This is a genomic window from Streptomyces rishiriensis (assembly GCF_003112535.1).
Taxonomy (GTDB): Bacteria; Actinomycetota; Actinomycetes; order Streptomycetales; family Streptomycetaceae; genus Streptomyces; species Streptomyces rishiriensis.
Genome location: NZ_BEWA01000013.1, coordinates 1 through 26,052 on the forward strand (window position 1 = coordinate 1; position 26,052 = coordinate 26,052).

The 26,052-nt window shown below is 73.3% G+C and carries 23 protein-coding genes; 10 read left to right on the forward strand and 13 right to left on the reverse strand.

From position 1 onward, the window contains the following. Nucleotides 1–455 precede the first annotated feature (455 nt). The gene (gene trpS / locus Sri02f_RS23105) at nucleotides 456–1,535 is read left to right on the forward strand and encodes a tryptophan--tRNA ligase (RefSeq protein ID WP_109003227.1); all 1,080 of its coding nucleotides are present in this window, start codon (nucleotides 456–458) and stop codon (nucleotides 1,533–1,535) included. Here the strand turns inward: trpS and Sri02f_RS23110 are convergent. Next, nucleotides 1,421–2,470 carry a GlxA family transcriptional regulator gene (locus Sri02f_RS23110; protein ID WP_159106765.1) on the reverse strand — a complete coding sequence of 350 codons (1,050 nt, stop codon included), beginning with the start codon at nucleotides 2,468–2,470 and terminating at the stop codon, nucleotides 1,421–1,423. The genes trpS and Sri02f_RS23110 overlap by 115 nt on opposite strands. 75 nt (nucleotides 2,471–2,545) lie before the next feature. On the opposite strand from Sri02f_RS23110, the gene Sri02f_RS23115 reads away from it, so the two are divergent. After that, nucleotides 2,546–3,133, forward strand: coding sequence for a cysteine hydrolase family protein (locus tag Sri02f_RS23115; RefSeq protein ID WP_109003228.1), 588 nt, complete (start codon nucleotides 2,546–2,548; stop codon nucleotides 3,131–3,133). Between the two features lie 87 nt (nucleotides 3,134–3,220). On the opposite strand, the gene proC is transcribed toward Sri02f_RS23115, so the two are convergent. From proC to Sri02f_RS23145, 6 genes are all read right to left on the reverse strand, one after another. Beyond that, nucleotides 3,221–4,033 carry a pyrroline-5-carboxylate reductase gene (proC, locus tag Sri02f_RS23120; RefSeq protein ID WP_109003229.1) on the reverse strand — a complete coding sequence of 271 codons (813 nt, stop codon included), beginning with the start codon at nucleotides 4,031–4,033 and terminating at the stop codon, nucleotides 3,221–3,223. Nucleotides 4,034–4,154: 121 nt separating this feature from the next. Further along, nucleotides 4,155–4,958 carry an ABC transporter permease gene (locus Sri02f_RS23125; protein WP_109003230.1) on the reverse strand — a complete coding sequence of 268 codons (804 nt, stop codon included), beginning with the start codon at nucleotides 4,956–4,958 and terminating at the stop codon, nucleotides 4,155–4,157. Further along, entirely contained in the window at nucleotides 4,955–5,800 is an 846-nt protein-coding gene (locus Sri02f_RS23130; RefSeq protein ID WP_109003231.1) for an ABC transporter ATP-binding protein, read from the reverse strand. The genes Sri02f_RS23125 and Sri02f_RS23130 overlap by 4 nt, the downstream gene beginning before the upstream one ends. A 184-nt stretch (nucleotides 5,801–5,984) precedes the next feature. Then, entirely contained in the window at nucleotides 5,985–6,755 is a 771-nt protein-coding gene (locus Sri02f_RS23135) for a class I SAM-dependent methyltransferase (RefSeq protein WP_109003232.1), read from the reverse strand. Between the two features lie 168 nt (nucleotides 6,756–6,923). Beyond that, a complete protein-coding gene (locus Sri02f_RS23140; protein WP_109003233.1) occupies nucleotides 6,924–7,514 on the reverse strand; it encodes a hypothetical protein in 591 nt (196 codons plus the stop codon). Nucleotides 7,515–7,606: 92 nt separating this feature from the next. Continuing rightward, entirely contained in the window at nucleotides 7,607–7,936 is a 330-nt protein-coding gene (locus Sri02f_RS23145; RefSeq protein ID WP_109003234.1) for an SH3 domain-containing protein, read from the reverse strand. Between the two features lie 182 nt (nucleotides 7,937–8,118). On the opposite strand from Sri02f_RS23145, the gene Sri02f_RS23150 reads away from it, so the two are divergent. Continuing rightward, entirely contained in the window at nucleotides 8,119–10,434 is a 2,316-nt protein-coding gene (locus Sri02f_RS23150) for a serine/threonine-protein kinase (RefSeq protein WP_109003235.1), read from the forward strand. A gap of 185 nt (nucleotides 10,435–10,619) precedes the next feature. Here Sri02f_RS23150 and ilvD read toward each other — a convergent pair whose 3' ends face one another. The 4 genes from ilvD to Sri02f_RS23170 all read right to left on the reverse strand — a co-directional run bounded on the left by ilvD (nucleotide 10,620) and on the right by Sri02f_RS23170 (nucleotide 15,317). Next, on the reverse strand, nucleotides 10,620–12,473 hold the full coding sequence (ilvD, locus tag Sri02f_RS23155; RefSeq protein ID WP_109003236.1) for a dihydroxy-acid dehydratase: 1,854 nt from the start codon (nucleotides 12,471–12,473) through the stop codon (nucleotides 10,620–10,622). Between the two features lie 111 nt (nucleotides 12,474–12,584). Beyond that, nucleotides 12,585–13,190, reverse strand: a complete 606-nt coding sequence (locus tag Sri02f_RS23160) for a TetR/AcrR family transcriptional regulator (RefSeq protein WP_109003237.1) — start codon at nucleotides 13,188–13,190, stop codon at nucleotides 12,585–12,587. Continuing rightward, the gene (locus tag Sri02f_RS23165) at nucleotides 13,187–14,164 is read right to left on the reverse strand and encodes a sugar phosphate isomerase/epimerase family protein (RefSeq protein ID WP_245970746.1); all 978 of its coding nucleotides are present in this window, start codon (nucleotides 14,162–14,164) and stop codon (nucleotides 13,187–13,189) included. The genes Sri02f_RS23160 and Sri02f_RS23165 overlap by 4 nt, the downstream gene beginning before the upstream one ends. 220 nt (nucleotides 14,165–14,384) lie before the next feature. Next, the gene (locus Sri02f_RS23170) at nucleotides 14,385–15,317 is read right to left on the reverse strand and encodes a Ppx/GppA family phosphatase (RefSeq protein WP_109003238.1); all 933 of its coding nucleotides are present in this window, start codon (nucleotides 15,315–15,317) and stop codon (nucleotides 14,385–14,387) included. 124 nt (nucleotides 15,318–15,441) lie between these two features. Between Sri02f_RS23170 and Sri02f_RS23175 the strand changes: the two genes are divergently transcribed. Then, complete coding sequence (locus Sri02f_RS23175; protein ID WP_109003239.1) at nucleotides 15,442–16,332, forward strand: DUF3109 family protein; 891 nt, start codon at nucleotides 15,442–15,444, stop codon at nucleotides 16,330–16,332. A 56-nt stretch (nucleotides 16,333–16,388) separates the two neighbouring features. Here the strand turns inward: Sri02f_RS23175 and Sri02f_RS23180 are convergent, their stop codons facing one another. Beyond that, a complete protein-coding gene (locus Sri02f_RS23180) occupies nucleotides 16,389–18,257 on the reverse strand; it encodes a BACON domain-containing protein (protein WP_445009691.1) in 1,869 nt (622 codons plus the stop codon). Nucleotides 18,258–18,530: 273 nt separating this feature from the next. On the opposite strand from Sri02f_RS23180, the gene radA reads away from it, so the two are divergent. Next, the gene (gene radA, locus Sri02f_RS23185) at nucleotides 18,531–19,940 is read left to right on the forward strand and encodes a DNA repair protein RadA (RefSeq protein WP_109003241.1); all 1,410 of its coding nucleotides are present in this window, start codon (nucleotides 18,531–18,533) and stop codon (nucleotides 19,938–19,940) included. An 80-nt stretch (nucleotides 19,941–20,020) separates the two neighbouring features. Continuing rightward, complete coding sequence (disA, locus tag Sri02f_RS23190; RefSeq protein WP_109003242.1) at nucleotides 20,021–21,145, forward strand: DNA integrity scanning diadenylate cyclase DisA; 1,125 nt, start codon at nucleotides 20,021–20,023, stop codon at nucleotides 21,143–21,145. Nucleotides 21,146–21,434: 289 nt separating this feature from the next. Here disA and Sri02f_RS23195 read toward each other — a convergent pair whose 3' ends face one another. Continuing rightward, a complete protein-coding gene (locus tag Sri02f_RS23195) occupies nucleotides 21,435–22,280 on the reverse strand; it encodes a hypothetical protein (RefSeq protein ID WP_174855689.1) in 846 nt (281 codons plus the stop codon). Nucleotides 22,281–22,539: 259 nt separating this feature from the next. On the opposite strand from Sri02f_RS23195, the gene Sri02f_RS23200 reads away from it, so the two are divergent. From Sri02f_RS23200 to cseB, 4 genes are all read left to right on the forward strand, one after another. Beyond that, complete coding sequence (locus Sri02f_RS23200; protein WP_109003244.1) at nucleotides 22,540–23,487, forward strand: HhH-GPD family protein; 948 nt, start codon at nucleotides 22,540–22,542, stop codon at nucleotides 23,485–23,487. A 322-nt stretch (nucleotides 23,488–23,809) separates the two neighbouring features. Then, nucleotides 23,810–24,352: a SigE family RNA polymerase sigma factor gene (locus Sri02f_RS23205; RefSeq protein ID WP_020132466.1), complete on the forward strand. Its 543-nt coding sequence runs from the start codon at nucleotides 23,810–23,812 to the stop codon at nucleotides 24,350–24,352. Further along, nucleotides 24,337–24,996 (forward strand): hypothetical protein, encoded by a 660-nt coding sequence (locus tag Sri02f_RS23210; protein ID WP_109003245.1) that lies wholly within the window; start codon nucleotides 24,337–24,339, stop codon nucleotides 24,994–24,996. The genes Sri02f_RS23205 and Sri02f_RS23210 overlap by 16 nt, the downstream gene beginning before the upstream one ends. Before the next feature lie 336 nt (nucleotides 24,997–25,332). Continuing rightward, nucleotides 25,333–26,034 (forward strand): two-component system response regulator CseB, encoded by a 702-nt coding sequence (gene cseB / locus Sri02f_RS23215; RefSeq protein ID WP_109003246.1) that lies wholly within the window; start codon nucleotides 25,333–25,335, stop codon nucleotides 26,032–26,034. Nucleotides 26,035–26,052 lie beyond the last annotated feature (18 nt).

A 26,052-nucleotide genomic window follows, 5' to 3' on the forward strand; every position in this document is an offset into this window, starting at 1 on the left:
CTGTTGGGCCGTTCCGACGAGTGAGACTTTAGCGGATTCCCGGCCCCCGAAGCCAATCGGGGTCCTGCGCCCTTTCGAACGCGGATTCCTCATTTCGCGAATACACACGCCTATCGACGCGACGGCAGACGAATGGACTGCACGTCGAGAAGGGGCTGGTACCTGCGGAATGGCTGTCCGGGGACCGACCGGGGTCGGCGCTCACGTCGAACAACTCGGAGAACACTACGTACGCGGTCAGGGCGTGTCAACTCATGTCCCGACGGCACCCCTGACGCGTACGCTGGCCGGCATGACTACGCGTACGTGCACCCAGCTGTGGTGGGCCGCCTGACGGCGGCCGTGCTCACGTATGCACTCAACGGCCGCCGCTTCGGCGGCCGTTCGCGTATCTCCCTCCAGAGGTTCAGGGGATCGGCCGGCCGGGGCGGCGGTCTCGACCAGGAGGTGGAGAGATGAAGCGGGTCTTCAGCGGGATCAAGCCGACCGGGCACCTGACGCTGGGGAACTATCTGGGAGCGCTTCGGCAATGGGCCGAGGTCGACCAGCACCGCGCGGACGCGTTGTTCTGCGTGGTCGATCTGCACGCGCTGACCGTGGAGCACGATCCGGCGCGGGTGCGTCGGCTGAGTCGGCAGGCGGCGACGCTGCTGCTGGCGGCGGGGCTGGATCCCCGGTTGTGCACCGTGTTCGTCCAGAGCCATGTGGACGAACACGCGCGGTTGTCGTACCTGCTGGAGTGCGTGGCCACGGACGGCGAGATGCGGCGGATGATCCAGTACAAGGAGAAGGCCGCGCGGGAGCGCGAGCGCGGGGGCAGCGTGCGGCTCTCCTTGCTGACGTATCCCGTGCTGATGGCCGCGGACATCCTGGCCTACGCGACCGATGAGGTGCCGGTCGGCGACGACCAGGCGCAGCACGTGGAGCTGGCGCGGGATCTGGCGGTGCGGTTCAACCAGCGGTACGGGCACACGTTCGTCGTGCCGAAGGCCACGCTTCCGCCGGTGGCGGCGCGGGTGATGAACCTGCAGGAGCCTGCGTCGAAGATGGGCAAGAGCGACGACTTCGGACCGGGGATCGTCTATCTGCTGGACGAGCCCGACGTCGTCCGCAAGAAGGTGATGCGGGCCGTCACCGACAGTGGGCAGGAGGTCGTCTACGACCGGGCCGGGCGGCCGGGGGTGGCGAACCTGCTGGAGATCCTCGCCGCGTGCACGGGCGGGGAGCCGGAGGCCTTGAGCGCCGGGTACGCGTCGTACGGGGAACTGAAGAAGGACACGGCCGATGCGGTGGTGGAGGCCCTGCGGCCGCTGCGGGCCCGGCACCAGGAGCTGTGCGCAGACCCGGGCTACGTGGAGCGGGTGCTGCGGGAGGGGGCCGAGAAGGCGCGGGCCATGGCCCGGCCCGTCGTGGACGGGGCCTATCGCGCGATCGGGCTGCTGCCGCCGTTGGAGGAGCCCGCGGCGGAGCCCATGGCCGCGGCCGGGGCCCCGACCGGGCCGGGGGCGGTGGCGTCGCTGAACGCGGCGCGGTAGGCGCGGGGGCTGGTGGCGAGGCGCGATGCGAAGTGCTGGCGCATCGTGACCTCGCTGCCGAAGCCTGCGCGCCGGGCGACCTCGGGCATGGCGAGGTCGGTGCGTTCGAGGAGCTTCTGGGCGGCGGCGACGCGCTGGTCGAGGAGCCAGCGCAGGGGGGTGGCTCCGGTCGCCGCGGTGAAGTGGCGGGCGAAGCTGCGCGGGGACATGCCCGCGTGCGCGGCCAGGTCGGCGACGGTGAGCGGTTCGTGCAGGTGACGCAGGGCGTGTTCGCGTACGGCGGCCAGGGCGTCGGCGTCCCGGTCCGTGTGCGGGGTGGGGTGTTCGATGAACTGGGCCTGGCTGCCGGTGCGGAAGGGGGCGGTGACCATCGAGCGGGCGATGGCGGCGGCCGTCTCCGCGCCGTGGGAGCGGCGGACCAGGTGGAGGCAGAGGTCGATGCCGGCTGCCGTGCCGGCGGCGGTCCAGATGTTGTCGTCCTCAATGAAGAGGGCGTCGGCGACGACGGTGACCTGGGGGTGGTGGGTGCGCAGGAGGTCGATGAGGTTCCAGTGGGTGATCGCCCGGCGGCCGTCGAGGAGGCCGGCCTGGGCGAGGGTGAAGGCTCCGCCGCAGAGGGCGGCGAGGGTGGCGCCGCGGGCGTGGGCTCGGCGGAGGGCGTCCAGGACGGGGGCGGGCGCGGGGGTGAGGTGGTCGTCCAGGCCGGGGACCAGGACGAGGTCGGCCCGGGCGAGCCAGGTGAGGGGGCGGTCGGGCAGGAGGGCGAGGCCGCCGCGCATCGGGATGGCCGTGTCGTCGACGGCGACCCGGCGCAGGTCGAAGGCGGGGACGCCGCGGTCGGTGCGGTCGGTGCCCCAGACCTCGGTGATGACGGAGACGTCGAAGGCGCGGATGCCCGCGAAGGCGACGAGGGCGACCCGGTACGCGGGCTTCATGGGTGGCAGTAAACCATCGATCGATGACTTCGCGGGCTCTGGGGAGCGGGTCGGGCCGGCGGCAGGATCGTGGGCATGGACATCGCAGAGAACGCAGCGCTGGTGGTCGTCGACGTGCAGAAGGGCTTCGAGGAGCTGGAGTACTGGGGGGCGCGGAACAATCCGGGGGCCGATGACAACATCGCCGCCCTCGTCGACGTGTGGCAGGGGTCGGGACGGCCGGTCGTGTTCGTGCGGCACGACTCGGTGAAGCCGGGGTCGCCCCTGCGGGTGGGGTACGAGGGGAACGACTTCAAGGAGTACGTGGAGAGGCGTCGGGGGAAGGGCGCCGGGGCCGAGCTGTTCGTCACGAAGACCGTGAACTCGGCCTTCCTCGGGACGCCGGATCTGGGGGCCTGGCTGACGGCTCAGGGGATCTCGCAGATCGTGGTGGCCGGGATCCAGACGAACATGTGCGCCGAGACGACGGCGCGGATGGGCGGGAACCTCGGGTACGACGTGCTGTTCGCGTACGACGCCACCTACACGTTCGATCTGGAGGGGCCGTTCGGATGGCGGCGCGGTGCGGACGAGATCGCGCAGGCCTCGGCGGTCTCGCTGCACGGGGGCGGGTTCGCGCGGGTGGTGACCACCGAGGAGCTGGTGGACTCGGCGGCCGGGTGAACGGCCGTGGCGCAGGCCGGTCGCCGTGGCGCAGGCCGGTCGCCCGGTGCCCGGGGGCGGTCGCCCCGGGGGCACCCGGAGGGTCAGTCAGTCCTTCTTGCCGGCGGCCAGTTCGCGGCTGCGGTCGCGGGCGGCCTCCAGGGCGGCGATGAGGGCGGCCCGTACGCCGTGGTTCTCGAGTTCGCGGATGGCGTTGATGGTCGTGCCCGCGGGGGACGTGACGTTCTCACGGAGCTTGACCGGATGCTCGCCGCTGTCGCGCAGCATCGTCGCGGCGCCGATCGCGGACTGGACGATCAGGTCGTGGGCCTTGTCGCGGGGCAGGCCGAGCAGGATGCCCGCGTCCGTCATCGCCTCGACCAGGTAGAAGAAGTACGCCGGGCCGGAGCCGGAGAGGGCGGTGCAGGCGTCCTGCTGGGACTCGGGGACGCGGAGGGTCTTGCCGACCGCGCCGAAGATCTCCTCGGTGTGGGCGAGGTGACCGGCGCTGGCGTGGGTGCCGGCCGAGATGACGGACATCGCCTCGTCGACGAGGGCGGGGGTGTTCGTCATGACGCGGACGACCGGGGTGCCGGCGGCGAGGCGCTCCTCGATGGAGGCCGTGGTGATGCCGGCGGCGCCGCTGATGACCAGGCGGTCGGCGGGGACGTGCGGGGCGAGCTCGTCGAGGAGGGCGCCCATGTCCTGCGGCTTGACCGTCAGGATCAGCGTGTCGGCGGACTTGGCGGCCTCGGCGTTGGTGACCGGGGTGACTCCGTGGCGGGCGCGGAGTTCCTCGGCCCGCTCGGGGCGCCGGGCGGTGACGAGGAGGTCGGCCGGGCGCCAGCCGCCTCGGATCATGCCGCTGAGGAGGGCTTCGCCGATCTTGCCGGTGCCGAGGACTGCGACTTTCTGGGTCATGGCTGGAGGGTCCTCCGGGGGTGCGTCTTCCGTCGTCCGGGATCATCCTCGCACCGGGAGCGGGGGGTGGGTCCGGGTGTCCGGTGGGCGGACGGGCTCCGGGCGGGTCGGGCGGCCGCGGTCAGGGGGTTCGGCGTCGCAGCGTGGCCGCTCCCAGGAAGAGGACCAGGAGGGCGCAGCCGGCGACGATCAGGACGTCCCGGACGAAGGTCGCCGTCATGTCCGTGTGGTGGAGGACCTCGTTCATGCCGTCGACGGCGTAGGACATGGGCAGGACGTCGGAGACGGCTTCCAGGGCGGGGTGCATGGTGTCGCGGGCGGCGAACAGGCCGCACAGCAGCAGCTGGGGGAAGATCACCGCGGGCATGAACTGGACGGCCTGGAACTCCGAGGCCGCGAAGGCGGAGACGAAGAGACCGAGAGCCGTGCCGAGCAGCGCGTCCAGGAGGGCCACCAGGAGCAGGAGCCAGGCGCTGCCCGTGACGTCGAGATCGAGGAACCACACGGCCAGGGCCGTGGCCAGGGCCGACTGGACGATCGCGAGGCCTCCGAAGGCGAGCGCGTAGCCGGCGATCAGGTCCCCTTTGCCCAGCGGCATCGCGAGGAGGCGTTCGAGGGTGCCCGAGGTGCGTTCGCGCAGGGTGGCGATGGAGGTCACCAGGAACATCGTGATCAGCGGGAAGATCCCGAGGAGGGACGCGCCGATGCTGTCGAAGGTGCGGGGACTGCCGTCGAAGACGTAGCGGAGCAGGAACAGCATCAGGCAGGGGATGAGGATCAGCAGCGCGATCGTGCGGGGGTCGTGGCGCAGTTGGCGCAGGACGCGGGCCGCGGTGGCGGTGGTGCGGGACATGTTCAGGGCGCTGCCCGGGGCCGGGGCGACGGGCTGGGCGGGGGACGTCCGTGTGCTCGTCCTGGTGGTCATCGGGTGCTCTCCTTCGCTCGGGCCGTCTGCGTGGCGGCGTCCACCAGGTGCAGGAAGGCCGACTCGACGGTGTCGGCGCCGGTGCGGGTGCGCAGCGCGTCAGGGGTGGCGTCGGCGAGGATCTGGCCCTCGCGCATGAGGAGGAGGCGGTGGCAGCGCTCGGCCTCGTCCATCACGTGGGAGGAGATCAGGAGGGTCGCGCCGCGGCCGGTGGCGATCTCGTGGAAGAGGTTCCACAGGTCGCGGCGCAGGACGGGGTCCAGGCCGACGGTGGGTTCGTCGAGGACCAGGAGCTCCGGTGTGCCCAGGAGGGCGACGGCCAGGGAGACGCGGTTGCGCTGGCCCCCGGAGAGGTTGCCGGCCAGGGCGTCGGCGTGGTGGGTCAGGTCCACGTCGGCGATCGCGCGGGTGACGTTCTCGTGGCGCCGGTCCGCCGCCGCTCGGCCCGGGTCGAGGATCGCCGCGAAGTAGTCCAGGTTCTGGCGGATCGTCAGGTCGTCGTAGACGGAGGGGGCCTGGGTGACGTAGCCGATGCGGGTGCGCAGGGCGGGGTGACCGGCGGGGCGGCCGAGGACGTCCAGGGTGCCGGTGACCTTCGCCTGGGTGCCGACGACGGCGCGCATGAGGGTCGACTTGCCGCAGCCGGAGGGACCCAGGAGGCCGGTGATCTGGCCGCGGGGGACGGTGAAGTCGAGGGTGCGCAGGACGGTGCGGGGGCCGCGGACCACGGTGAGGCCGTGCGCACGTACGGCGTCCGCGGCGGCTTCGGAGGGGGCGGCGTGACCGCCGGAGCCGCCGGGGTCGGTCCCGGGCGGGCGGGAGCCGGGATTGAAATTCATCATGTGATGAATAATGCTCGCGGGGCGGTGAGGCGTCAAGTGGCGGGGCGCGGCGAACACACGTGCGCGGCGGCCCTCGAGGATGGGCCGCCGCGCACGGTCAGGTGTTGGACGGGTGGGTCGGTGCGGGTGGGGGGTCGGTGCGGGTGGGGGGCAGGCGCGGGTGGGGGTCGGGCGCGGGTGGGGGTCAGGCGCGGGCGTTGGTCGCGAGCAGCAGGATGACGTCGTAGACCTCTTCGACGAGTCCGTCGGGGAAGGCCCGGGTCAGGTGCTCGCGCTCCTCGGCCAGGAAGGCCGCGGTCGCCTCCTCGCCCTGGACCAGGAAGATCGAGTGGCTGCCGATGTTGGCCAGGTGCGTGTCGACCGGGACGGTGCGGCTCCAGCGGATCTCGCGGCGGACCAGGTCCAGGCGGCCCGAGGGGTCGACGGCACGGGCGCCCACGTTCCGGTCGGCCACGGGGACGCCCTCCCCGAAGGCGCGGGCGATGCGTCGGCCCTGCTCGTCGAGCCAGGGCACGTCCGGGGCGTCGGTGTTCCACCACAGTGCCAGCGCCCCGCCCGGACGCAGCACGCGCAGGGCCTCCGGGACCGCGCGGGCCGGGTCGGTCCAGTGCCAGGACTGGGCGTAGGTGAGGAAGTCGAGGGAGGCGTCGGCCAGCGGGAGGTGGTTGCCGTCGCCTCGGACGACCGTCACCTCGGGGAGGACGCGACGGAACTGCGCGGCCATGCCCTCCCCCGGCTCGACGGCGAGGACGTCCGCACCGCGAGCGTGCAGGAGAGCGGTCGAGATGCCGGTGCCGGCTCCGACGTCCGCGACCCGCGCACCGGCGAGGGGGCGGCCGGCCAGCTCCTCGATCGCGTCGAGGAGGGCGCTCGGGTAGGAGGGGCGGTTGGCGGCGTACTGGGCCGCGGCGGCGTTGAAGGAGTGGGCTCGGGCTGCGTGGGAGGAGACCGTCATGGGGCCATGCTCGCGGGGGGCGGGCGAGCAGGGGAACGTATTTACGAGCCCATGGACGCGTCAGGGTGAGGGGCGCCGGGCTCGGCCGGGGGGGCTGCCCTCCCCCGGGGACAGGGCGGAGCGGCCGGGCGGCCGACCGGGCGGCCGACCGGGCGGGTGGAGTCGGTGTCAGTTGTTGCGGCGCTTCTTCGAGGGGTTGCCCGTGCGGCGGGTGGCGCGCTGGGTGTGGCGGCGGCGGGCCTCTTCGAGTTCCTTGCGGTGGAGGCTCTCGCCGGGGGCCTCGGTGAGGGTGCGGAAGAAATAGGCGAGCAGTGAGCCCACGAAGCCGATGGCCAGCAGACCGCGCAGGGAGGCCTGGCGGTCGGGGTCGGGGCGCTTGGCGAAGCCCTCCCAGGTGTGGCGGAAGGCGAGGGCGCTGCAGACCGCGAACATCACGACGACCAGGAGGGTCACGAAGCCGCCGAGGTCGGCGATGGCGATGCCCTGGTAGGCGAGGCGCAGAACGAGGCAGGAGACGGCGGCGGCGACGAGGGAGCCGGCGGCTGCGGCGACCCGTCGGACCGCGTAGCCGCGCAGGCCGGGGTCGTGGTCCACCCAGGTGGTGCCGAAGAAGCGGAGGGGCTCCGGGCGGGGGCCCGCGCCCGGGCCGATCCCCGGGCCGGTACCCGCGGCGGGGGTTCCGGCCGCCCGGCCGGTCGGGGAGCCCGGAGAGGCCGGGGAGCCCGCCGAGGTGTCCGGGGTGCCGTTTTCGTCGCTCACGTGACGATTATGGCTCCGGGCGGGCGTGCGCTTCCGGGCGGGCTGCCCGGAACCCTCCTGCGAGAGGGCTCCGGACAGCGGTCGCCGTCGGATCAGGCGCAGCGCGAGGCGACGTAGCCGTCGCTGCCCGTGCGCACATACGCGTCCGAGACGTACTGGCCGTCCCCGATGTTGTCCCAGATGTCCGTCGTGCCGTACGGGCCGGAGACCGTGGTGCCCGGCGTCTGGCAGAAGATCGGGACCTTGACGCCCTCGGCCAGGACCTTGACGACCGAGTAGCCGGTGCCCGGGCCGCTGCGGACGTTCAGCCGGACGCCCGGGGCGACCGGGTAGTAGGTGAGGGCCAACGTCTTGAGGTCCGCCGCCGTGACGGCCACCGCCGTCTCGACGCCTTCGACCTCTTCCACACGGTCCACAGACATGAAAAAACCTCCCCCGTCGGACCCCATGACTGCCATGGGGTCACGTTGATTCCCCCGAATCCCGCAATAAAACACATGTACAGAATTCGCACGCGCAGGCTAGCAAGCCGCCTCTGCCGTTCACGCGTCATCGACTAGGCTCCGTGCGTCGCGCGCGCGGTTGAACAGCACGGGGGTGGTCCATGTCGCCACAGCGCAACACCGGGGCGGGCGCGGAAGCGGAACTTCCGGAGTACGCCGGCCACTACCGCCTGCGGGAATGCCTGGGCTCCGGTGGCATGGGCGTGGTGCATCTGGCCCACAGCACCTCCGGCATGAAGGTCGCGGTGAAGGTCGTGCACGCCCGGTTCGCCCGGGATCCCGAGTTCAGGGGCCGTTTCCGGCAGGAGGTGGCCGCGGCTCGGCGCGTGAGCGGGGCGTTCACCGCGCCCGTCGTCGACGCCGACCCCGAGGCCGAACGGCCCTGGATGGCGACCCTGTTCATTCCCGGGTCGACCCTCGCCGAGCAGGCGAAGCGGAACGGTCCCATGAGGTCCGGGGAGTTGCGGCGGTTGATGGCCGGGCTCGCGGAGGCCCTGCGGGACATCCACCGCGTCGGGGTCGTCCACCGGGACCTCAAGCCGAGCAACGTGCTGCTCGCCGAGGACGGCCCGAAGGTGATCGACTTCGGCATCTCCCGGCCGAAGGACAGCGAACTGCGCACCGAGACCGGCAAGTTGATCGGCACGCCGCCCTTCATGGCGCCGGAGCAGTTCCGGCGGCCCCGCGAGGTCGGGCCGGCCGCCGACGTCTTCGCGCTCGGCTCGGTGATGGTGCACGCGGCGACCGGGCGCGGGCCGTTCGACTCCGACAGCCCCTACGTCGTCGCCTACCAGGTCGTGCACGACGAGCCGGATCTGACGGGCGTGCCGGACAACCTCGCGCCGCTGGTCTCGCGCTGCCTCGCCAAGGAGCCCGAGGAGCGGCCCACTCCGGACGAGTTGATGCGGGAGCTGCGGTCGGTGGCGGCCTCGTACGACACACAGTCGTTCATACCGGCGCAGCGGACCCTCGGGGACGAGGTGACGGACCCGGCAGGCGTGGGGGGCCCGGCGGATCCCGCGGCTTCGGCTGGTCCGGGGGCTTCGGCTGCTCCGGGACTTGCGGCTGCTCCGGCAGTTCCGGCTGCTCCGGGGGCTCCTGATGAGCCGTCGGGGACGGGGTCCGAGCGGGCGGGCGGGACCGGGCGGGGGCCGGAGGCGCGGTCCGGGCCGTGGGCGCGGGCGCGGGCCCGGTCCGGGGTCCGGGGGCGGCGCGGGCGGATCGCGCTCGCCGCCGGCGCGCTGGCCGTCGTCCTCGCGGGCGGCGCGCTCGGCGTCCCGCGGCTGCTCGACGACGGTGACGCGGGCCGTGACGCGCGGACCGGCACGGCCGGCTCGCACTCCGCGTCGCCCGCCTTCAGCCCCTGGAGCACCCGGCCGGCCCAGGCGGACGCCGGGACGGACGCCGGCGCCGGGACGGGCGGCATGCCGCTGTGCGCGTCCGACGGCAGGCGGCTGCTCTGCGCGCAGTCGGGGCTGGTGTCCGCGTTGGCCGCCGCCGACGGGCGCGTGCTGTGGCGGCATGTGCTCGCCGACGGCGACCGGCCGGGCGAGGCGCCCGTGCTCGCGGGCGGGATGGCGCTGGTGGTCACGCACTCGGGCAGGCGCGTCGAGGCGCTGGACCCCGTGACGGGCGCCGTGCGCTGGCAGCAGGACCTGTCGGGGTACGGGAGCCTGCGTGCCGCCGGCGGCACGCTGCTGCTGACCGCGGCCGACGGAACGGTCACCGGGGTGGCCGCGGCGACGGGCGAGAAGACCTGGAGCCGCCGGATCCCGGGGGTGAGCGAGCCCTATTTCACCTCGTTCCCCGGTGATCCGCTGGCGTACGCGTCGAGCGTCTCGGACGACAAGCACACCAGGATCACGGCCGTGGATCCCGCGACCGGCGAGGTGCGGTGGAAGGAACGGCTCAGCGGCGCGCTCATACTGGTGGGAACCTCGGCCGGCAGCGCGGTCCTGCTGTCCCAGGGCGACGGCTACGGCACGGTCGACGCCGTGGTCCGCTACGACCCGGCGGGCCGGGCGGCGCGGCGGGTGCGGCTCGGCGTCGCACTGCAGGAGGCCCAGGCCGCGGTGCGCGGGGACCGGGTGTATCTGCTGGCCTTCGACGGGACGCTGGCGGCCGTCGACACGGCCGCCCAGAAGCAGGTGTGGTCCCTGCAGACGTCCGTGAGCCGGGGTTCGGCGCCGGCCGCCGACGGCGGGTACGTCTACTTCAGCGCCGCCGACGGCCGTCTCCTCGCCGTCGACGCGCAGGACGGCAGGCTCGTCGGGCAGACGGCGCTGCGGCTCGGCGCCCACTCCGACCGGGTGGTGGCCACGCTGCCCGCGCCCGAGGCGGTCGGCGGCCGGGTCTACGCCGGCGCTCCCGACGGAACCGTCTTCGCGGTGGACGGGCGGGATCCGGCGGGCTGGTGAGCCCGTCTGCCGGATCACGCCGACCGGGTCGGGGCAGGGCCGGTCGCCAGGCCCCGGGCCGCCGGCGGGCGGGCCGCCCCCGCGTCGGCCGGCGGGATCCGGCCGGGCGGTTCGCCCTTGCGCCGACGCGCCGAAGGCCGCCTCCGCGGTGCGGAGACGGCCCTCACGGCAACACCGGGCGGACGTCAGCCGAGCTTCGACACGTCCCGCACGGCGCCCTTGTCGGCGCTCGTCGCCATGGCGGCGTAGGCGCGCAGCGCGGCGGACACCTTGCGCTCGCGGTTCTTCGGGGCGTAGACGCCGCCGAGGGCCGCCTCGCGCCGGGCCAGCTCGGCATCGTCGACGAGGAGCTCGATCGTGCGGTTCGGGATGTCGATGCGGATGCGGTCGCCGTCCTCGACCAGGGCGATCGTGCCGCCGGACGCCGCCTCGGGCGAGGCGTGGCCGATCGACAGGCCCGAGGTGCCGCCGGAGAAGCGGCCGTCGGTGACCAGCGCGCAGGTCTTGCCGAGGCCGCGGCCCTTGAGGAAGGACGTCGGGTAGAGCATCTCCTGCATGCCCGGGCCGCCCTTGGGACCCTCGTAGCGGATGACGACGACGTCGCCGTCGGTCACCTGCTTGTTGAGGATCTTCTCGACGGCCTCCTCCTGCGACTCGCAGACGACCGCCGGGCCCTCGAAGGTCCAGATCGACTCGTCGACCCCGGCCGTCTTGACCACGCAGCCGTCGACGGCGAGGTTGCCGCGCAGGACGGCGAGGCCGCCGTCCTTGCTGTAGGCGTGCTCGGCGGAGCGGATGCAGCCGCCCTCGGCGTCCTGGTCCAGCGCCTCCCAGCGCTCGGACTGGGAGAAGGCCTCGGCGGAGCGGACGCAGCCGGGGGCCGCGTGCCACAGTTCCAGGGCTTCGGGGGAGGGCGAGCCGGCGCGGACGTCCCACGTCTTCAGCCAGTCCCCGAGGGACGGGCTGTGCACCGAGTGCACGTCCTCGTTGAGCAGGCCCGCGCGGTGCAGTTCGCCGAGCAGGGCGGGGATGCCGCCGGCGCGGTGCACGTCCTCCATGTAGTACGTGCGGTCCTTCGCGACGTTCGGCGCCACCTTCGCCAGGCAGGGCACGCGGCGCGAGACCTCGTTGATCTCCTCCAGGCCGAACGGGACGCCCGCCTCCTGGGCGGCGGCGAGGAGGTGCAGGATCGTGTTGGTCGAGCCGCCCATCGCGATGTCGAGGGCCATCGCGTTCTCGAAGGCCGCGATGGTGGCGATGTTGCGCGGCAGGACCGTCTCGTCGTCCTGCTCGTAGTAGCGGCGGGTGATGTCCATCACCGTGCGGCCGGCGTCCTCGTACAGCGCCCTGCGGGCGGTGTGGGTGGCCAGGACCGAGCCGTTGCCGGGGAGCGAGAGGCCGATGGCCTCGGTCAGGCAGTTCATCGAGTTGGCGGTGAACATGCCGGAACAGGAGCCGCAGGTCGGACAGGCGTTCTCCTCGATGCGGAGGATGTCCTCGTCCGAGATCTTGTCGTTGACGGCGTCGGAGATCGCGTCGACCAGGTCGAGCGTGCGGACCGTGCCGTCGACGAGCGTGGCGCGGCCGGACTCCATCGGGCCGCCGGACACGAACACCGTGGGGATGTTCAGCCGCAGGGCCGCGTTCAGCATGCCCGGGGTGATCTTGTCGCAGTTGGAGATGCAGATCAGGGCGTCCGCGCAGTGCGCCTCGACCATGTACTCCACGCTGTCCGCGATCAGGTCGCGGGAGGGCAGGCTGTAGAGCATGCCGCCGTGGCCCATCGCGATGCCGTCGTCGACGGCGATCGTGTTGAACTCGCGCGGGATGCCGCCGGCCTCCCGGATGGCCTCGCTGACGATCCGGCCGACCGGCTGGAGGTGCGTGTGGCCGGGCACGAACTCGGTGAAGCTGTTCGCCACCGCGATGATCGGCTTCCGGCCGATGTCCGCACCGGGTACACCGGAGGCGCGCATAAGGGCGCGGGCGCCCGCCATGTTGCGTCCGTGGGTGACTGTGCGGGACCTCAGCTCGGGCATCGTCGCTCGCTCCTTCAGACGGGTGTGGCTGTTAATGAGCGTACGCCGGTCATCCAGGGGGCGGGACGAGGTGTCCGGAATGCGGGACGCATGTCTCGGCGCCGGCGGCCGTCACGGGCCGGTCAGGTGCCCCTGCACGACCGGCGCCACGCGCGCGATGATCTGTTCCAGGTCCGCCGAGGCCAGCGGCTCCACCTTGATCACGTACCGCAGCATCGCGCAGCCCACCAGCTGCGCCGCGGCCAGCTCGGCGCGCAGCTCGGCGTCCGGCAGGTCGAGCTGGGAGGCGATGCGGCGCAGCAGCTGGGAGGCGACCAGACGGCGGAAGACGGCGGCCGCGGTGTCGTTGTTCACGGCGGAGCGCACGATCGCCAGCAGCGGCTTGCGGGTGGTGGGGTTCTCCCACACGCCGAGGATGAAGCGGGCGAGACGTTCGCCGACCTGGTCCGGCGGGCCGTCGGCGACCGCGGTCGGCGCGTTGAGCGCGGGCGCGAAGGCCACCTCGATCGCGGCCTCGAAGACCTGCTCCTTGGTGCCGAAGTAGTGGTGGACCAGCGCCGAGTCCACGCCGGCCGCCTTGGCGATCCCGCGCACGGACGTCTTGTCGTAGCCCCGCTCGGAGAACTCCTCGCGGGCGGCGGTCAGGATGCGGTCGCGGGTGTCGGCCGACTCGGCCCGCGGGGGCCGGCCGCGCCCGCGGGCGGTGACGCCGGTCATCGGCGGCGCGCCTTCGCCGACGACCGGCGCGACGACCGGGCCGACGGCGCGGACGACGGGGACGGGGGAGCCGACGAGGACGACGGAGCCGACTGAGCCGACGCGGACGAGACGGAGGAGTGGGGCCCGGGCGACGACGGGGCGGAGGACCGGGCCGAGGACGACGACGAGGCCGACGCGAGGTGCAGACGCGTGAAGGCCAGTGCCTCCGCCAGGTCGGCCTCCCGTTCGGCGCCGGACATCGCCCGCCGGGTGTTGACCTCTATGACCACGTGCCCGTCGAAACCGGTCAGCGCGAGCCGCTCCAGAAGTTCGGCACAGGGCTGGGAGCCGCGGCCGGGCACCAGGTGCTCGTCCTTCGCCGAACCGTTTCCGTCGGCGAGATGGACGTGGCCCAGCCGGTCGGCCATGCGGTCGACCATCTGCATGGCGTCCGTGCGGGACGTCGCGGCGTGGCTGAGGTCGATGGTGAAGTGCCGGTAGTCGTCCTTCGTGACGTCCCAGTCGGGCGCGTACGCGAGCATCTCGCGGTCGCGGTAGCGCCACGGGTACATGTTCTCGACGGCGAACCGCACATCCGTCTCGTCCGCCATCCGCCAGATGCCGGTGACGAAGTCGCGCGCGTACTGGCGCTGCCACCGGAACGGCGGGTGGACGACGACGGTGCTCGCGCCGAGCCGCTCGGCGGCCGCGCGGGCCCGCTGGAGCTTGGTCCACGGGTCGGTCGACCACACCCGCTGCGTGATGAGCAGGCAGGGGGCGTGCACGGCGAGGATGGGGATCCGGTGGAAGTCGCTGAGTCTGCGCAGCGCGTCGATGTCCTGGCTGACGGGATCGTTCCAGACCATGACCTCGACGCCGTCGTATCCGAGGCGCGCGGCGATCTCGAAGGCCGTCGCCGTCGACTCCGGATAGACCGAGGCAGTCGACAGGGCGACCTTCGCATCCGGGATCCGCACGACTGGCTCTGCCATGGGGGACAGGTTACGGGGTGGGATCGGGTGGGTGCGGGGCACCTGCGGCCCCGGACGCCCGCGCGCAGTTGTGCCGTCGCGCCGTCCCGCACGTCGTTCCGCTGCCGAGTCCGCCGCACTGTCGGGTCCGTCACGTCCGTCACGTCCGTCACGTCGCCCCGGTCCGGCAGGCGGCCACCGTCCGTCATGCCGGCCCTGCCCGCCGGGCCGCCCCCGTCTCTCAGGTGGACGCCATGTGATCGAGTTTGCGCAGGATGACGCCCTCCCTGAGCGCCCAGGGGCAGACCTCCAGCGTCTCGACGCCGAACAGGTCCATCGCGCCCTCGGCCACCAGCGCGCCCGCCACGAGCTGGCTCGCACGGCCCTCCGAGACGCCCGGGAGCGCCGCCCGCTGGGCCGACGTCATCCCGGCCAGGCGGGGCACCCAGGCTTCCAGGGAGCCGCGCTTGAGCTGACGCTGGGTGTACGGGCCGTCGGCGGACCGGGCCGCGCCGGCGATGCGGGCGAGCTGCCTGAAGGTCTTCGACGTGGCGACCACGTGGTCGGGAGCGCCGAAGCGGGCGAACTCGCCGACCGTGCGGGCGATCTGCGCGCGGGCGTGGCGGCGCAGGGCTCGTATGTCCTCGGGGGCGGGCGGGTCGCCGGGCAGCCAGCCCGCGGTCAGCCGGCCCGCGCCGAGCGGCAGCGACACAGCCGCGTCGGGCTGCTCGTCGATGCCGTACGCGATCTCCAGGGAGCCGCCGCCGATGTCCAGGACCAGCAGCTTTCCGGCCGACCAGCCGAACCAGCGGCGGGCGGCGAGGAAGGTGAGCCGGGCCTCCTCGGCGCCGCTGAGGACCTGGAGCTCGACGCCGGTCTCGGCCTGCACGCGCGCGAGGACGTCGTCGGCGTTGGTGGCCTCGCGCACGGCGGAGGTCGCGAAGGGCAGCAGATCCTCGACGCCCTTGTCCTCGGCCGCCTGGAGGGCGTCCTTGACGACGCCGATCAGTTTGTCGACGCCCTCGGGGCCGATCGCTCCGTCCTCGTCGAGGAGTTGGGCAAGGCGCAGTTCCGCCTTGTGCGAGTGCGCGGGCAGCGGGCAAGCGCCCGGGTGTGCGTCCACCACCAGCAGATGCACCGTGTTCGATCCCACGTCGAGGACACCGAGTCTCATGCAGGGAACGCTACTGCCCGCCGGGCGATCACGGTGGTGCGGGGCGAAACGCCTCGTCGAGAAGGTGATGGCCGGGCGGTGGACGACGTCCCCGAAGCGGCTCCCGGCGACTTACCCTGGACGGGTGCCAAAGACGAACAAGGCGAAGGCCGACAAACCGACCGCCGGCCCTTCCCGGGCGAAGCCGGTGAAGCCGCCGAGGAAGTCCAGGAAGGACCCGGCGGCGAAGGCTACGGCTGCCGACGAGAAGGGCCTGGACTTCGCCCGCGCGTGGGTGGAGTTCCCGGACCCGGCGGACGCCGAGCAGGTCTTCCGGTGTGATCTGACCTGGCTGACCTCACGTTGGAACTGCATCTTCGGCAGCGGCTGCCAGGGCATCCAGGCGGGCCGCGCGGACGACGGATGCTGCTCGCTGGGCGCCCACTTCTCCGATGAGGACGACGAGAAGCGCGTCGCCGGGCATGTGGCGAGGCTCACCCCCGACATCTGGCAGCACCACGCCGAGGGCGAGCGCGGCGGCTGGGTCTCGCAGGACGAGGAGGGCTCCCGCCAGACCCGCCCGTTCAACGGCTCCTGCATCTTCCAGAACCGTCCGGGGTTCGCGGGCGGCGCCGGCTGCTCGCTGCACATCCTGGCCCTGCGCGAGGGCCGCGAGCCCCTGGAGACCAAGCCGGACGTCTGCTGGCAGCTTCCGGTGCGGCGGACGTACGACTGGATCGACCGGCCCGACGACACGCGCGTGCTGCAGGTGTCGATCGGCGAGTACGACCGGCGTGGCTGGGGCCCGGGCGGCCACGACCTGCACTGGTGGTGCACGTCGGCGACCTCGGCGCACGGCGCGGGCGACCCGGTGTACGTGTCGTACCGCCCGGAACTGACCGAGCTGATGGGCAAGGCCGGCTACGACCGCCTGGTCGAACTGTGCGAGGAACGCCTCGCCGCGCAGTTGCCGCTGCTGGCGCCGCATCCGGCGGACCCGGTCGACGCGGTCGACCCGGTGCCGCCCGTCGGCTGACCTCACGACGGGCTGTCGCCGGCCTTGACGCCCGGCGACCTGCCCGCGACCCGGGTCTACGACGTCGCCGGGCCCGGCGGGTCGCCGTCCCCGCTCGGGGACGGGCTGTCCGGGGCGGACGGGGACGGGTCGCCGGGACTGGGCTCCGGATCGGCCGAGGCGGGCGGGGCCGTCGGGGCGGGGTCCGCCGAGGGCGCGGTCGTCGGGGTCGGCGCCGGGCCGGACGTGGAGGGCGGGTCGCCGGGGCCCGGACCGTGGCCGTGGCCGTGGCCGGGGTGCGACGGCCCGGGGTGCGACGCGCCGGGGGCGGTGCCGTAGCCCTCGATGGAGACGACGGCGCCCGCCGGGGCGATCGCCACCCGCGCGTGCCAGTGCCCGGAGGGTTCGCGCAGGGGGTCGACGTAGACCTTGACCGTCACCGACTCGCCGGGCTTCAGGGTGCCCGCGGAACGGCTCAGGTAGAGCCAGGGGGCGGGAGTGGTGGCCGACCAGCGGATCGGCTCCTCCGCTTCCGCGGACGCGGCGAGGGTGACGAGGGTGGTGTCGCCGCTGGTGACGGCCGTCACGGAGAGCCGGCCGGAGGCGCCGCGGCCGAGTCCGCTGACGCTGATGACCTCCACGGAGACGTCCGGTCGGCCGCTCCTGGACGGATCGACGCCGGGGCGGGTGGTCACGTTCCCGGCGTTCTCGTACCCGCCCCCCGTCTCGCCGTCGAAGCTGCCGGGGCCGTGCGCCTCGCCGGCGCTGGCCGAGCGGCCCTCGGCCCCCTCCCCCGTCGGCGTGCCGCGATAGGCCGCCCACAGGGCGATCACGGGGGCGGCGACGACGGTGGCGACGACGGTCGTCGTGACGGCACGCGCGCGGAGCCGCTCCCGGCGGGCGGCGCGGTCCTTGGGGTCCATCGGGAAGCCGCGCCGGTCGTAGCGCGGGACCACGACCCCCCGCGCGCGGGCGAGGCGGGCCATGGCGACGTGCAGCTGCGCGCGGGGCGCTTCCAGGACCGGCAGCTCGGAGGGGGTGACGCCGGCGCCGGGCCAGCGGCCGGGGACGGCCCGCTCGGCGGCGCGACGGCAGTGGGGGCAGTCGTCGACGTGCCGGACGAGCTCGCGGCGCAGGGCGGCGCTCAGCACGAGCTGGTTCTCCCCGGCGAGGCGGCTCACACCGGGGCAGCCGCCGGTCTCCACGACGGCGAGCGCCGCGCGCGTGCGCTCGACCTCACAGGCGGCGGAGGCGAGCAGTTCGCGGGCGGCGGCGAGATCCCTGCCGAGCACGGCGGCGACCTCGTGCGCGGCCAGGTGGTGGCGCACGGCCAGTTCCAGCGCCTCGCGCTGCTCCGGGGAGGTGCCGGCGGCCTCCGGCCAGGCGAGCAGGGCGAGTTCGCGCCGCTGCTGCTCCTGGAGTTCGTCGCAGCCGGGTGGCGCGGAGGAAAGAGGGGTCGCTGCGGCGGACGCCGAGGGCGCGACGGACGCGGCGGAAGAGGCGGCGGCGGTCGGAGCTGCGGGTGTCGGGGGCGTCATGGACGCCGGGGACGCCGGGGACGGCGCACGCTTCCTGGTCTGCCGGTGGTGGCCCCCGTCGCGCCGCGCGGCGTGCGTGCTCCGACGTTTCTGCTTGGCCTCGCCGAGCTTGCGCAGACAGGCCCAGCGGGCCAGCGCGTACAGCCAGGCCCGGCGGTCGCCCGCCGCGTCCGGCATCCGCTGGCCGCGCCGCTCGGCGAACGCGAGGGCGTCCCCCAGGGCGGCGACGGCCGCGTCGTGGTCGCACAGGACGGACAGACAGTAGGTGAACAGGCCGTCCAGGTACGGCTCGTAGCGCGCGGGCGGCCGCTGCGCGGGCGTGCGCGCCGCAGCGGTGTCGCGCGCCTCCCGGTGCGCCCGGTGCGCGCCGGTCGTGCGGGTCGAGGTTTCCGGGCTGCTGCTCATCACCCGTGCGACCGTAGGCGGCGCGGAACGAGGTCCACTTGTCCCTTGAGTCCTTTTAATCCGTACGGGTGAAACGATCCCTCATAAGGGGACAGCGGAGGGGGGTCCCATGGCCCGTTCGTGACGGGGCGTGGCCGGATCACAGGGGGTGTCACTCGTTCCCCGGCGCGCGCCCCCGCGCGCGTGCGGTGGCTGAGCGACAGCGCGGGGCCTCCGGGGGAGCCCGGTCGTCCACTGGCGCGTCCGGCTGTCAGTGGCGGCGGCTACGGTTTCCCCATGGCTGCCCGTACGAAGACCACCAAGGACCGACCGTCCTACCGCTGCACGGAGTGCGGCTGGCAGACGGCCAAGTGGCTCGGCCGCTGCCCCGAGTGCCAGGCGTGGGGGACGGTCGAGGAGTACGGCGCGCCCGCGGTCCGCACGACGACGCCGGGCCGGGTCACCACCTCCGCGGTGCCCATCGGCCAGGTCGACGGCCGCCAGGCCACCGCCCGCCCCACCGGCGTGCCCGAGCTGGACCGCGTCCTGGGCGGCGGGCTCGTGCCCGGCGCGGTCGTGCTGCTGGCCGGGGAGCCCGGCGTCGGCAAGTCGACGCTCCTGCTCGACGTGGCGGCCAAGTCGGCCAGCGACGAACACCGCACGCTCTACGTCACCGGCGAGGAGTCCGCGTCCCAGGTCCGCCTGCGCGCCGACCGCATCGGCGCCATCGACGACCATCTGTACCTGGCGGCCGAGACCGATCTGTCGGCCGTCCTCGGCCACTTGGACGCCGTGAAGCCGTCCCTGCTGATCGTGGACTCCGTGCAGACGGTGGCCTCTCCGGAGATCGACGGAGCGCCCGGCGGCATGGCCCAGGTCCGCGAGGTCGCGGGAGCCCTGATCCGCGCCTCCAAGGAACGCGGCATGTCCACGCTCCTGGTGGGCCATGTCACGAAGGACGGCGCGATCGCCGGCCCCCGCCTCCTCGAACACCTCGTGGACGTCGTCCTGAGCTTCGAGGGCGACCGGCACGCGCGGCTGCGCCTGGTGCGCGGCGTCAAGAACCGTTACGGCGCCACCGACGAGGTCGGCTGCTTCGAACTGCACGATGAGGGCATTACCGGCCTTGCGGACCCGAGCGGACTTTTCCTGACCCGTCGTGACGAACCGGTCCCGGGCACCTGTCTGACGGTCACCCTGGAAGGCCGCCGCCCCCTGGTCGCCGAAGTGCAGGCGCTCACCGTGGACTCCCAGATCCCCTCGCCCCGGCGCACGACGTCCGGCCTGGAGACCTCCCGCGTCTCCATGATGCTGGCCGTCCTGGAGCAGCGCGGCCGGATCAGCGCGCTCGGCAAACGGGACATCTACTCGGCGACGGTCGGCGGGGTGAAGCTCTCGGAGCCCGCCGCGGACCTGGCCATCGCCCTCGCCCTGGCCTCCGCCGCGAGCGACACCCCGCTGCCCAAGAACCTCGTCGCGATCGGCGAGGTGGGCCTCGCGGGCGAGGTCAGAAGGGTCACGGGCGTCCAGCGCAGGCTCTCCGAGGCCCATCGCCTGGGCTTCACCCACGCGCTCGTGCCGGGCGATCCGGGAAAGATCCCGGCGGGCATGAAGGTCCTGGAAGTGGCGGACATAGGAGACGCCCTGCGGGTCCTGCCGCGTTCCCGTCGCCGAGACGCCCCCCGGGAGTCGGAGGACCGCCGGTAGACTTTGCCCTGGTCTCGCCCGTCCGTACGAAACGAGTGCGCGAAACGGGAGCGTCCCAGACCTGTGACCGGAGGAGTGCAGTGGCAGCCAACGACCGGGCGGCAGCTCCCGGAAAGTCCGGTGGGAGTTCCGGTGCCGACGGCCTGATGCGTGCCGCGCTGAGCGCGGTGGCTCCCGGCACGGCCCTGCGCGACGGCCTGGAGAGGATCCTCCGCGGCAACACCGGCGGGCTCATCGTGCTGGGCTCCGACAAGACGGTCGAGGCGATGTGCACGGGCGGGTTCGTCCTGAACGTCGAGTTCGCGGCCACGCGCCTGCGTGAGCTGTGCAAGCTCGACGGCGGCATCGTGGTCTCCTCCGACCTGTCCAAGATCCTCCGGGCGGGCGTCCAGCTCGTGCCGGACCCCATGATCCCCACGGAGGAGACGGGCACCCGGCACCGCACGGCGGACCGGGTCAGCAAGCAGGTCGGCTACCCGGTCGTCTCGGTCTCCCAGTCCATGCGCCTGATCGCCCTGTACGTCGACGGGCAGCGCCGCGTCCTGGAGGACTCCGCGGCGATCCTGTCCCGCGCGAACCAGGCGCTGGCCACCCTGGAGCGCTACAAGCTCCGCCTGGACGAGGTCGCGGGAACGTTGTCAGCGCTGGAGATCGAGGACCTGGTGACGGTCCGGGACGTCTCCGCGGTGGCACAGCGCCTGGAGATGGTCCGCCGCATCGCCACCGAGATCGCCGAATACGTGGTCGAACTGGGCACGGACGGGCGACTGCTCGCCCTTCAGCTCGACGAGTTGATCGCAGGCGTGGAGCCGGAGCGCGAGCTGGTGGTCCGCGACTACGTCCCCGAGCCCACGGCCAAGCGTTCCCGCACGGTCGACGAGGCGCTCTACGAGCTGAACGCGCTGTCCCACGCCGAGCTGCTCGAAATGTCCACCGTGGCCCGCGCATTGGGCTACACCGGCTCGCCCGAGGCGCTCGACTCGGCGGTCTCCCCGCGCGGCTTCCGCCTGCTGGCGAAGGTGCCTCGTCTCCCCGGCGCCATCATCGACCGCCTGGTCGAGCACTTCGGCGGCCTGCAGAAACTCCTCGCCGCGAGCGTCGACGACCTGCAGACGGTGGACGGCGTGGGCGAGGCGCGGGCCAGGAGCGTCCGCGAGGGCCTGTCCCGGCTGGCGGAGTCGTCGATCCTGGAGCGCTACGTCTGACCGACGGGTCCGGTCGACGGGTCCGGTCGACATGGTCTACGGGTCCGGCCGGCACGTCCGACCGGTTCGACCGTTCGGGCCGGCACGTCTGACCGATCCGGCGAGCCCGGCGGGCTGCGGCGAGCCCGGCGGGCTGCGGCGAGCCCGGCGGGCTGCGGCGGGCCCGGCTCGATCGGCCGCCCCTGCTTGCTGGACCGCTGCGGTCCGCCGGGCTTCCGGCCGGCCGGTGGCCGCCCCGAGACCGACCCCCTGTGCAGCCGGTCCAGTCGCTTCAGCCGCTTCAGCCGCTTCAGTCGCTCTTCAGCACGAAAGACGTCTGCGCTTTCGCGAACCCGGGGGCCTTGGCCTCCACCAGATACGTGCCCGCTCCCGCCGTCCCCGCCGGAGGCGTGGCGCACTGCGGTGCGCTCGGCTTGCGGTCCCACTTGAGGGTGTACGTGAAGCTGCTTCCGGCCGGCACCCGGTACAGCAGGCTCCCGGCTCCCTTGGGGCAGTCCGCGGACGACCAGTAGTCGTCGTCGCCGTCCGCCTTCGTGATCGTCAACACCGCGGCCTTGGGCCCGAGATCGACCTTGCAGTCGGCGGCCGAGCTGTTCTTGGCCGTCAGCCGGAAGGTGGGGGTCTCGTCCGGCGAGTACGCGTTGCGGACGCTGCGCAGCGTCAAGGTGACCGCGCCCGGCGTGCAGTTGGGCAGCGTCGTCCCGGCCGGCAGCGTCGTGGCCGTGCCGCCGTCGCCGCCGATGGCACCGGCGCCGCCGCTGCCGCTCGCGCTGCCGTTCGCGCCGTCGTCGATGTCGCCCGAGCCGTCCGAGCCACCGGCGCCGGCGCCGCCGCCCGAGCCCGCACCGGATCCGGTGCCCGAGCCGGATCCGCCGGTGGCCCCGGCGCTCGACTCGTCCCGCCCGCCCGGGTTTTGGCTGATCGCGGGCCCCGACCCGGGCGGTCCCGGCGTGATGGAGGAGGCGGGGTTCTTGCCGCCGCCCCCGTCGGCGCCGTTCCTGCCGCCGCCTCCGCCCGACGTCATCGCCCACAGGACCAGCAACGCCAACAGGGCGAACACGGACAGCAGTACGGCCCTCCGTCGCCAGTAGATGGAGGAGGGAAGCGGCCCGACCGGATTGCGCAGTGATCCCACGGCCCAAACTGTACGAGAGATCGAAGCGTTCGCTGGCCCCACCCGCCGCCGGGAACACAACTTTTCCGGATCATCATTTCGGAAGCCGCCCTCCCCGCACTCGACTTCGTCCCCCGGGACCGCCCCTCCATTGCCGATCGCACTCATTGCAGCTCTGGCCATGGCCGCGCGCCCGCGCGGGAAGCGCCGCCGGCGGGCGACCCGGCCGAGTGGCGGTACACGCGCGTGCCCCGGTGCGCATGGCAGGATCGGTAGGGCCATGACTGCCCCCACGAAGCCCCCGCACAGCAGCAGCCCCGCCCGCGAGCACGTCGGCGCCGCCGCCGACGCCTCCGGAGCGGATCTGCACGCCCCGGTCATCCACTGGTTCGACGACCACGCCCGCGACCTCCCCTGGCGGCGCCCCGAGGCCGGGGCGTGGGGTGTGATGGTCAGCGAGTTCATGCTCCAGCAGACGCCGGTCAGCCGCGTCCTGCCGGTCTACGAGCAGTGGCTCGCCCGCTGGCCGCGCCCCGCCGACCTCGCCGCGGAGGCCCCCGGCGAGGCCGTGCGCGCCTGGGGGCGGCTCGGCTACCCGCGCCGCGCCCTGCGGCTGCACGGCGCCGCGGTGGCGATAACGGAACGGCACGGCGGCGACGTCCCGTCCGACCATGCGCAGCTCCTGGCGCTGCCCGGCATCGGCGAGTACACGGCCGCGGCCGTCGCCTCCTTCGCGTACGGCCAGCGACACGCCGTCCTGGACACCAATGTCCGCCGCGTCTTCGCGCGCGCCGTCAGAGGTGTGCAGTACCCGCCGAACGCCACCACGGCAGCCGAGCGCAAGCTGGCCCGCACCCTGCTCCCCGACGACGAGCGGACGGCCGCGCGCTGGGCCGCCGCGTCCATGGAGCTCGGCGCGCTCGTCTGCACGGCCAGGAACGAGACGTGCGTGCGGTGCCCCATCGCCGCGCAGTGCGCCTGGCGGCTCGCGGGCAAGCCGGAGCACGACGGCCCGCCGCGCCGCGGCCAGACCTACGCCGGCACCGACCGACAGGTCAGGGGCAAGCTGCTCGCCGTCCTGCGCGAGGCGCACGCGCCCGTGCCGCAGGCCGCCCTCGACCGCGTGTGGCACGAGCCGGTGCAACGCGCGCGTGCGCTGGACGGGCTCGTCGCGGACGGACTGGTGGAGCCGCTGGAGGGCGGGCTGTACCGCCTGCCCCTTACCTGACGCATGGTCAGTTCACAGTCGGGAGGCTTCGTCACGGCCGTCGTCGGCGTTCGTCACGGCCGTCTTCGGGCGTTTGTCACGCCCGGCGCATGGACGAATCCCCCCATAGTCCGGCGATCCGACCTTTCCCCTTACCCCGAACCTCTCTCCGTTACACAACCGACGGACAGCTGAGCGCTAGCCGAAGGCTGCTTCGGACAGCGCCGTGACAACACCTCCGTAGCTTCATCTGCGTACCCGGCGGAGTCACGGCGGGCGGCAGACCACAAGCAGTGAACCGGCGGCGACCACCGTCGGAACGGGGAATCGGAGGCGGTTGACCATGGCGCAGGGCGAGGTGCTCGAGTTCGAGGAATACGTCCGCACGCGGCAGGACGCGCTGCTGCGCAGCGCCCGTCGGCTCGTCCCGGACCCGGTCGACGCCCAGGACCTGCTGCAGACCGCGCTGGCCCGGACGTACGGCCGCTGGGACGGCATCGCGGACAAGCGGCTCGCGGACGCCTACCTTCGCCGGGTCATGATCAACACGCGGACCGAGTGGTGGCGCGCCCGCAAGCTCGAGGAAGTGCCGACCGAGCAGCTCCCCGACGCCCGTGTGGACGACTCCACCGAGCAGCACGCCGACCGCGCCCTGCTGATGGACGCGATGAAGGTGCTCGCACCCAAACAGCGAAGCGTCGTCGTACTGCGACACTGGGAGCAGATGTCCACGGAGGAGACGGCCGCCGCCCTCGGCATGTCGGCCGGAACGGTCAAGAGCACGCTGCACCGGGCGCTCGCCCGGCTCCGCGAGGAGCTGGAGGCCCGCGATCTGGACGCACGCGCGCTGGAGCGTGAGGAGCGGGAGCGTTGCGCGGCGGCCTGACCCAGGCCGGGCCCACACCGGCCCGAGGCACCATCCAGGCGGTGATCACGGGAACGACCGTGCTCGCCGCCCTCGGCCTTTTCGTCTCCGCCTGCGGCACCGGCGGCACCGGCGCCCGCGACGAGGGCCCGGCCCACGTCGACACGGCGGTGGGCGCCACGGCCTCGCCCTCGGCCGCCCCCACCGGCCCCCCGGACCGGAAGGACGCGGTACGTCTCGTCAAGGACGACCCCGCGGTCTCGGCGGAGGTCAAGAGCGAGCTGAAGCCCTGCGTGGGCGACGAGTACCCGGTCGACGTGTCGTACGGGGACCTCACCGGCGGCTCCGGGGACGACCTGATCGTCAACGTGCTCACCTGCGGTGACGCCGTCGGCGTCGGCTCCTACGTGTACCGGGAGGAGGGCGACGGCTACGCGAACGTCTTCAAGGCGGAGGAGCCTCCGGTCTACGCGGAGATAGACCGCGGCGATCTGGTGGTGACCAAGCAGGTGTACGAGAAGGGCGACCCCGTCTCCAGCCCCTCCGGGGAGAACGTGCTCACCTACCGCTGGGTCGCCGGCCGCTTCCTCAAGGAGTTCAGCTGGCACAACGACTACAGCAGCGTCGTCGGCGGGGCGCCCACACCGGTGCCGACGACCGGCTGACCTGCCCGGGAGCGGCCGGGCGAAGGAAATTCGCAGGGGCGTGAACCGATCGGGCCCTCCGTTGCGATCATCTGGTGGAGGGGCGAGAGCGGTCGAGGTCACGCGGGCAGTGAACGCTCGCGGCGTTCCACGCGTCCCCCCAAGGGGCGTCCCTGACAGCGAGCGGACAGAAACCCGACAGACTGACCACCGGCAGACTGGCGACCGGCGGGCTGGCGGCCGACGGACGCGACCGACAGGCTGGCCACCATCAGACCGCTGACCGGCCGGTCGGCGATCGACAGGCGCCCCCGCCGACACGCACACGAGCACGCAACGAGAACTGAGAGCACCGGGATGGCAGACCAGACCCACGTTCTGTTCGTCGAGGACGACGACGTCATCCGCGAGGCCACCCAGCTCGCCCTGGAGCGGGACGGCTTCGCGGTCACCGCGATGCCCGACGGCCTGTCCGGGCTGGAGGCCTTCCGCGCCGACCGCCCCGACATCGCGCTGCTGGACGTCATGGTGCCGGGCCTGGACGGCGTGAGCCTGTGCCGGCGCATCCGGGACGAGTCCACCGTGCCGGTGATCATGCTGTCCGCGCGCGCCGACTCCATCGACGTCGTCCTGGGGCTGGAGGCCGGTGCCGACGACTATGTGACCAAGCCGTTCGACGGCGCCGTCCTGGTCGCCAGGATCCGTGCCGTGCTGCGCAGGTTCGGTCACGCGGGCGGCGGCGACCGCACCGAGCCCGACGCCGCCCCCGCCGGCGGAGTGCTGACCTTCGGCGACCTGGACGTCGACACGGAGGGCATGGAGGTGCGCCGGGCCGGGCAGCCGGTGGCGCTGACCCCGACCGAGATGCGCCTGCTGCTGGAGTTCTCCTCCGCTCCGGGCACCGTCCTGTCGCGCGACAAACTGCTGGAGCGGGTGTGGGACTACGGCTGGGGCGGCGACACCCGGGTCGTCGACGTCCATGTGCAGCGGCTGCGCACGAAGATCGGCCAGGACCGCATCGAGACGGTCCGCGGCTTCGGCTACAAGTTGAAGGCCTGAGCGGGGCGGAGACAGAAG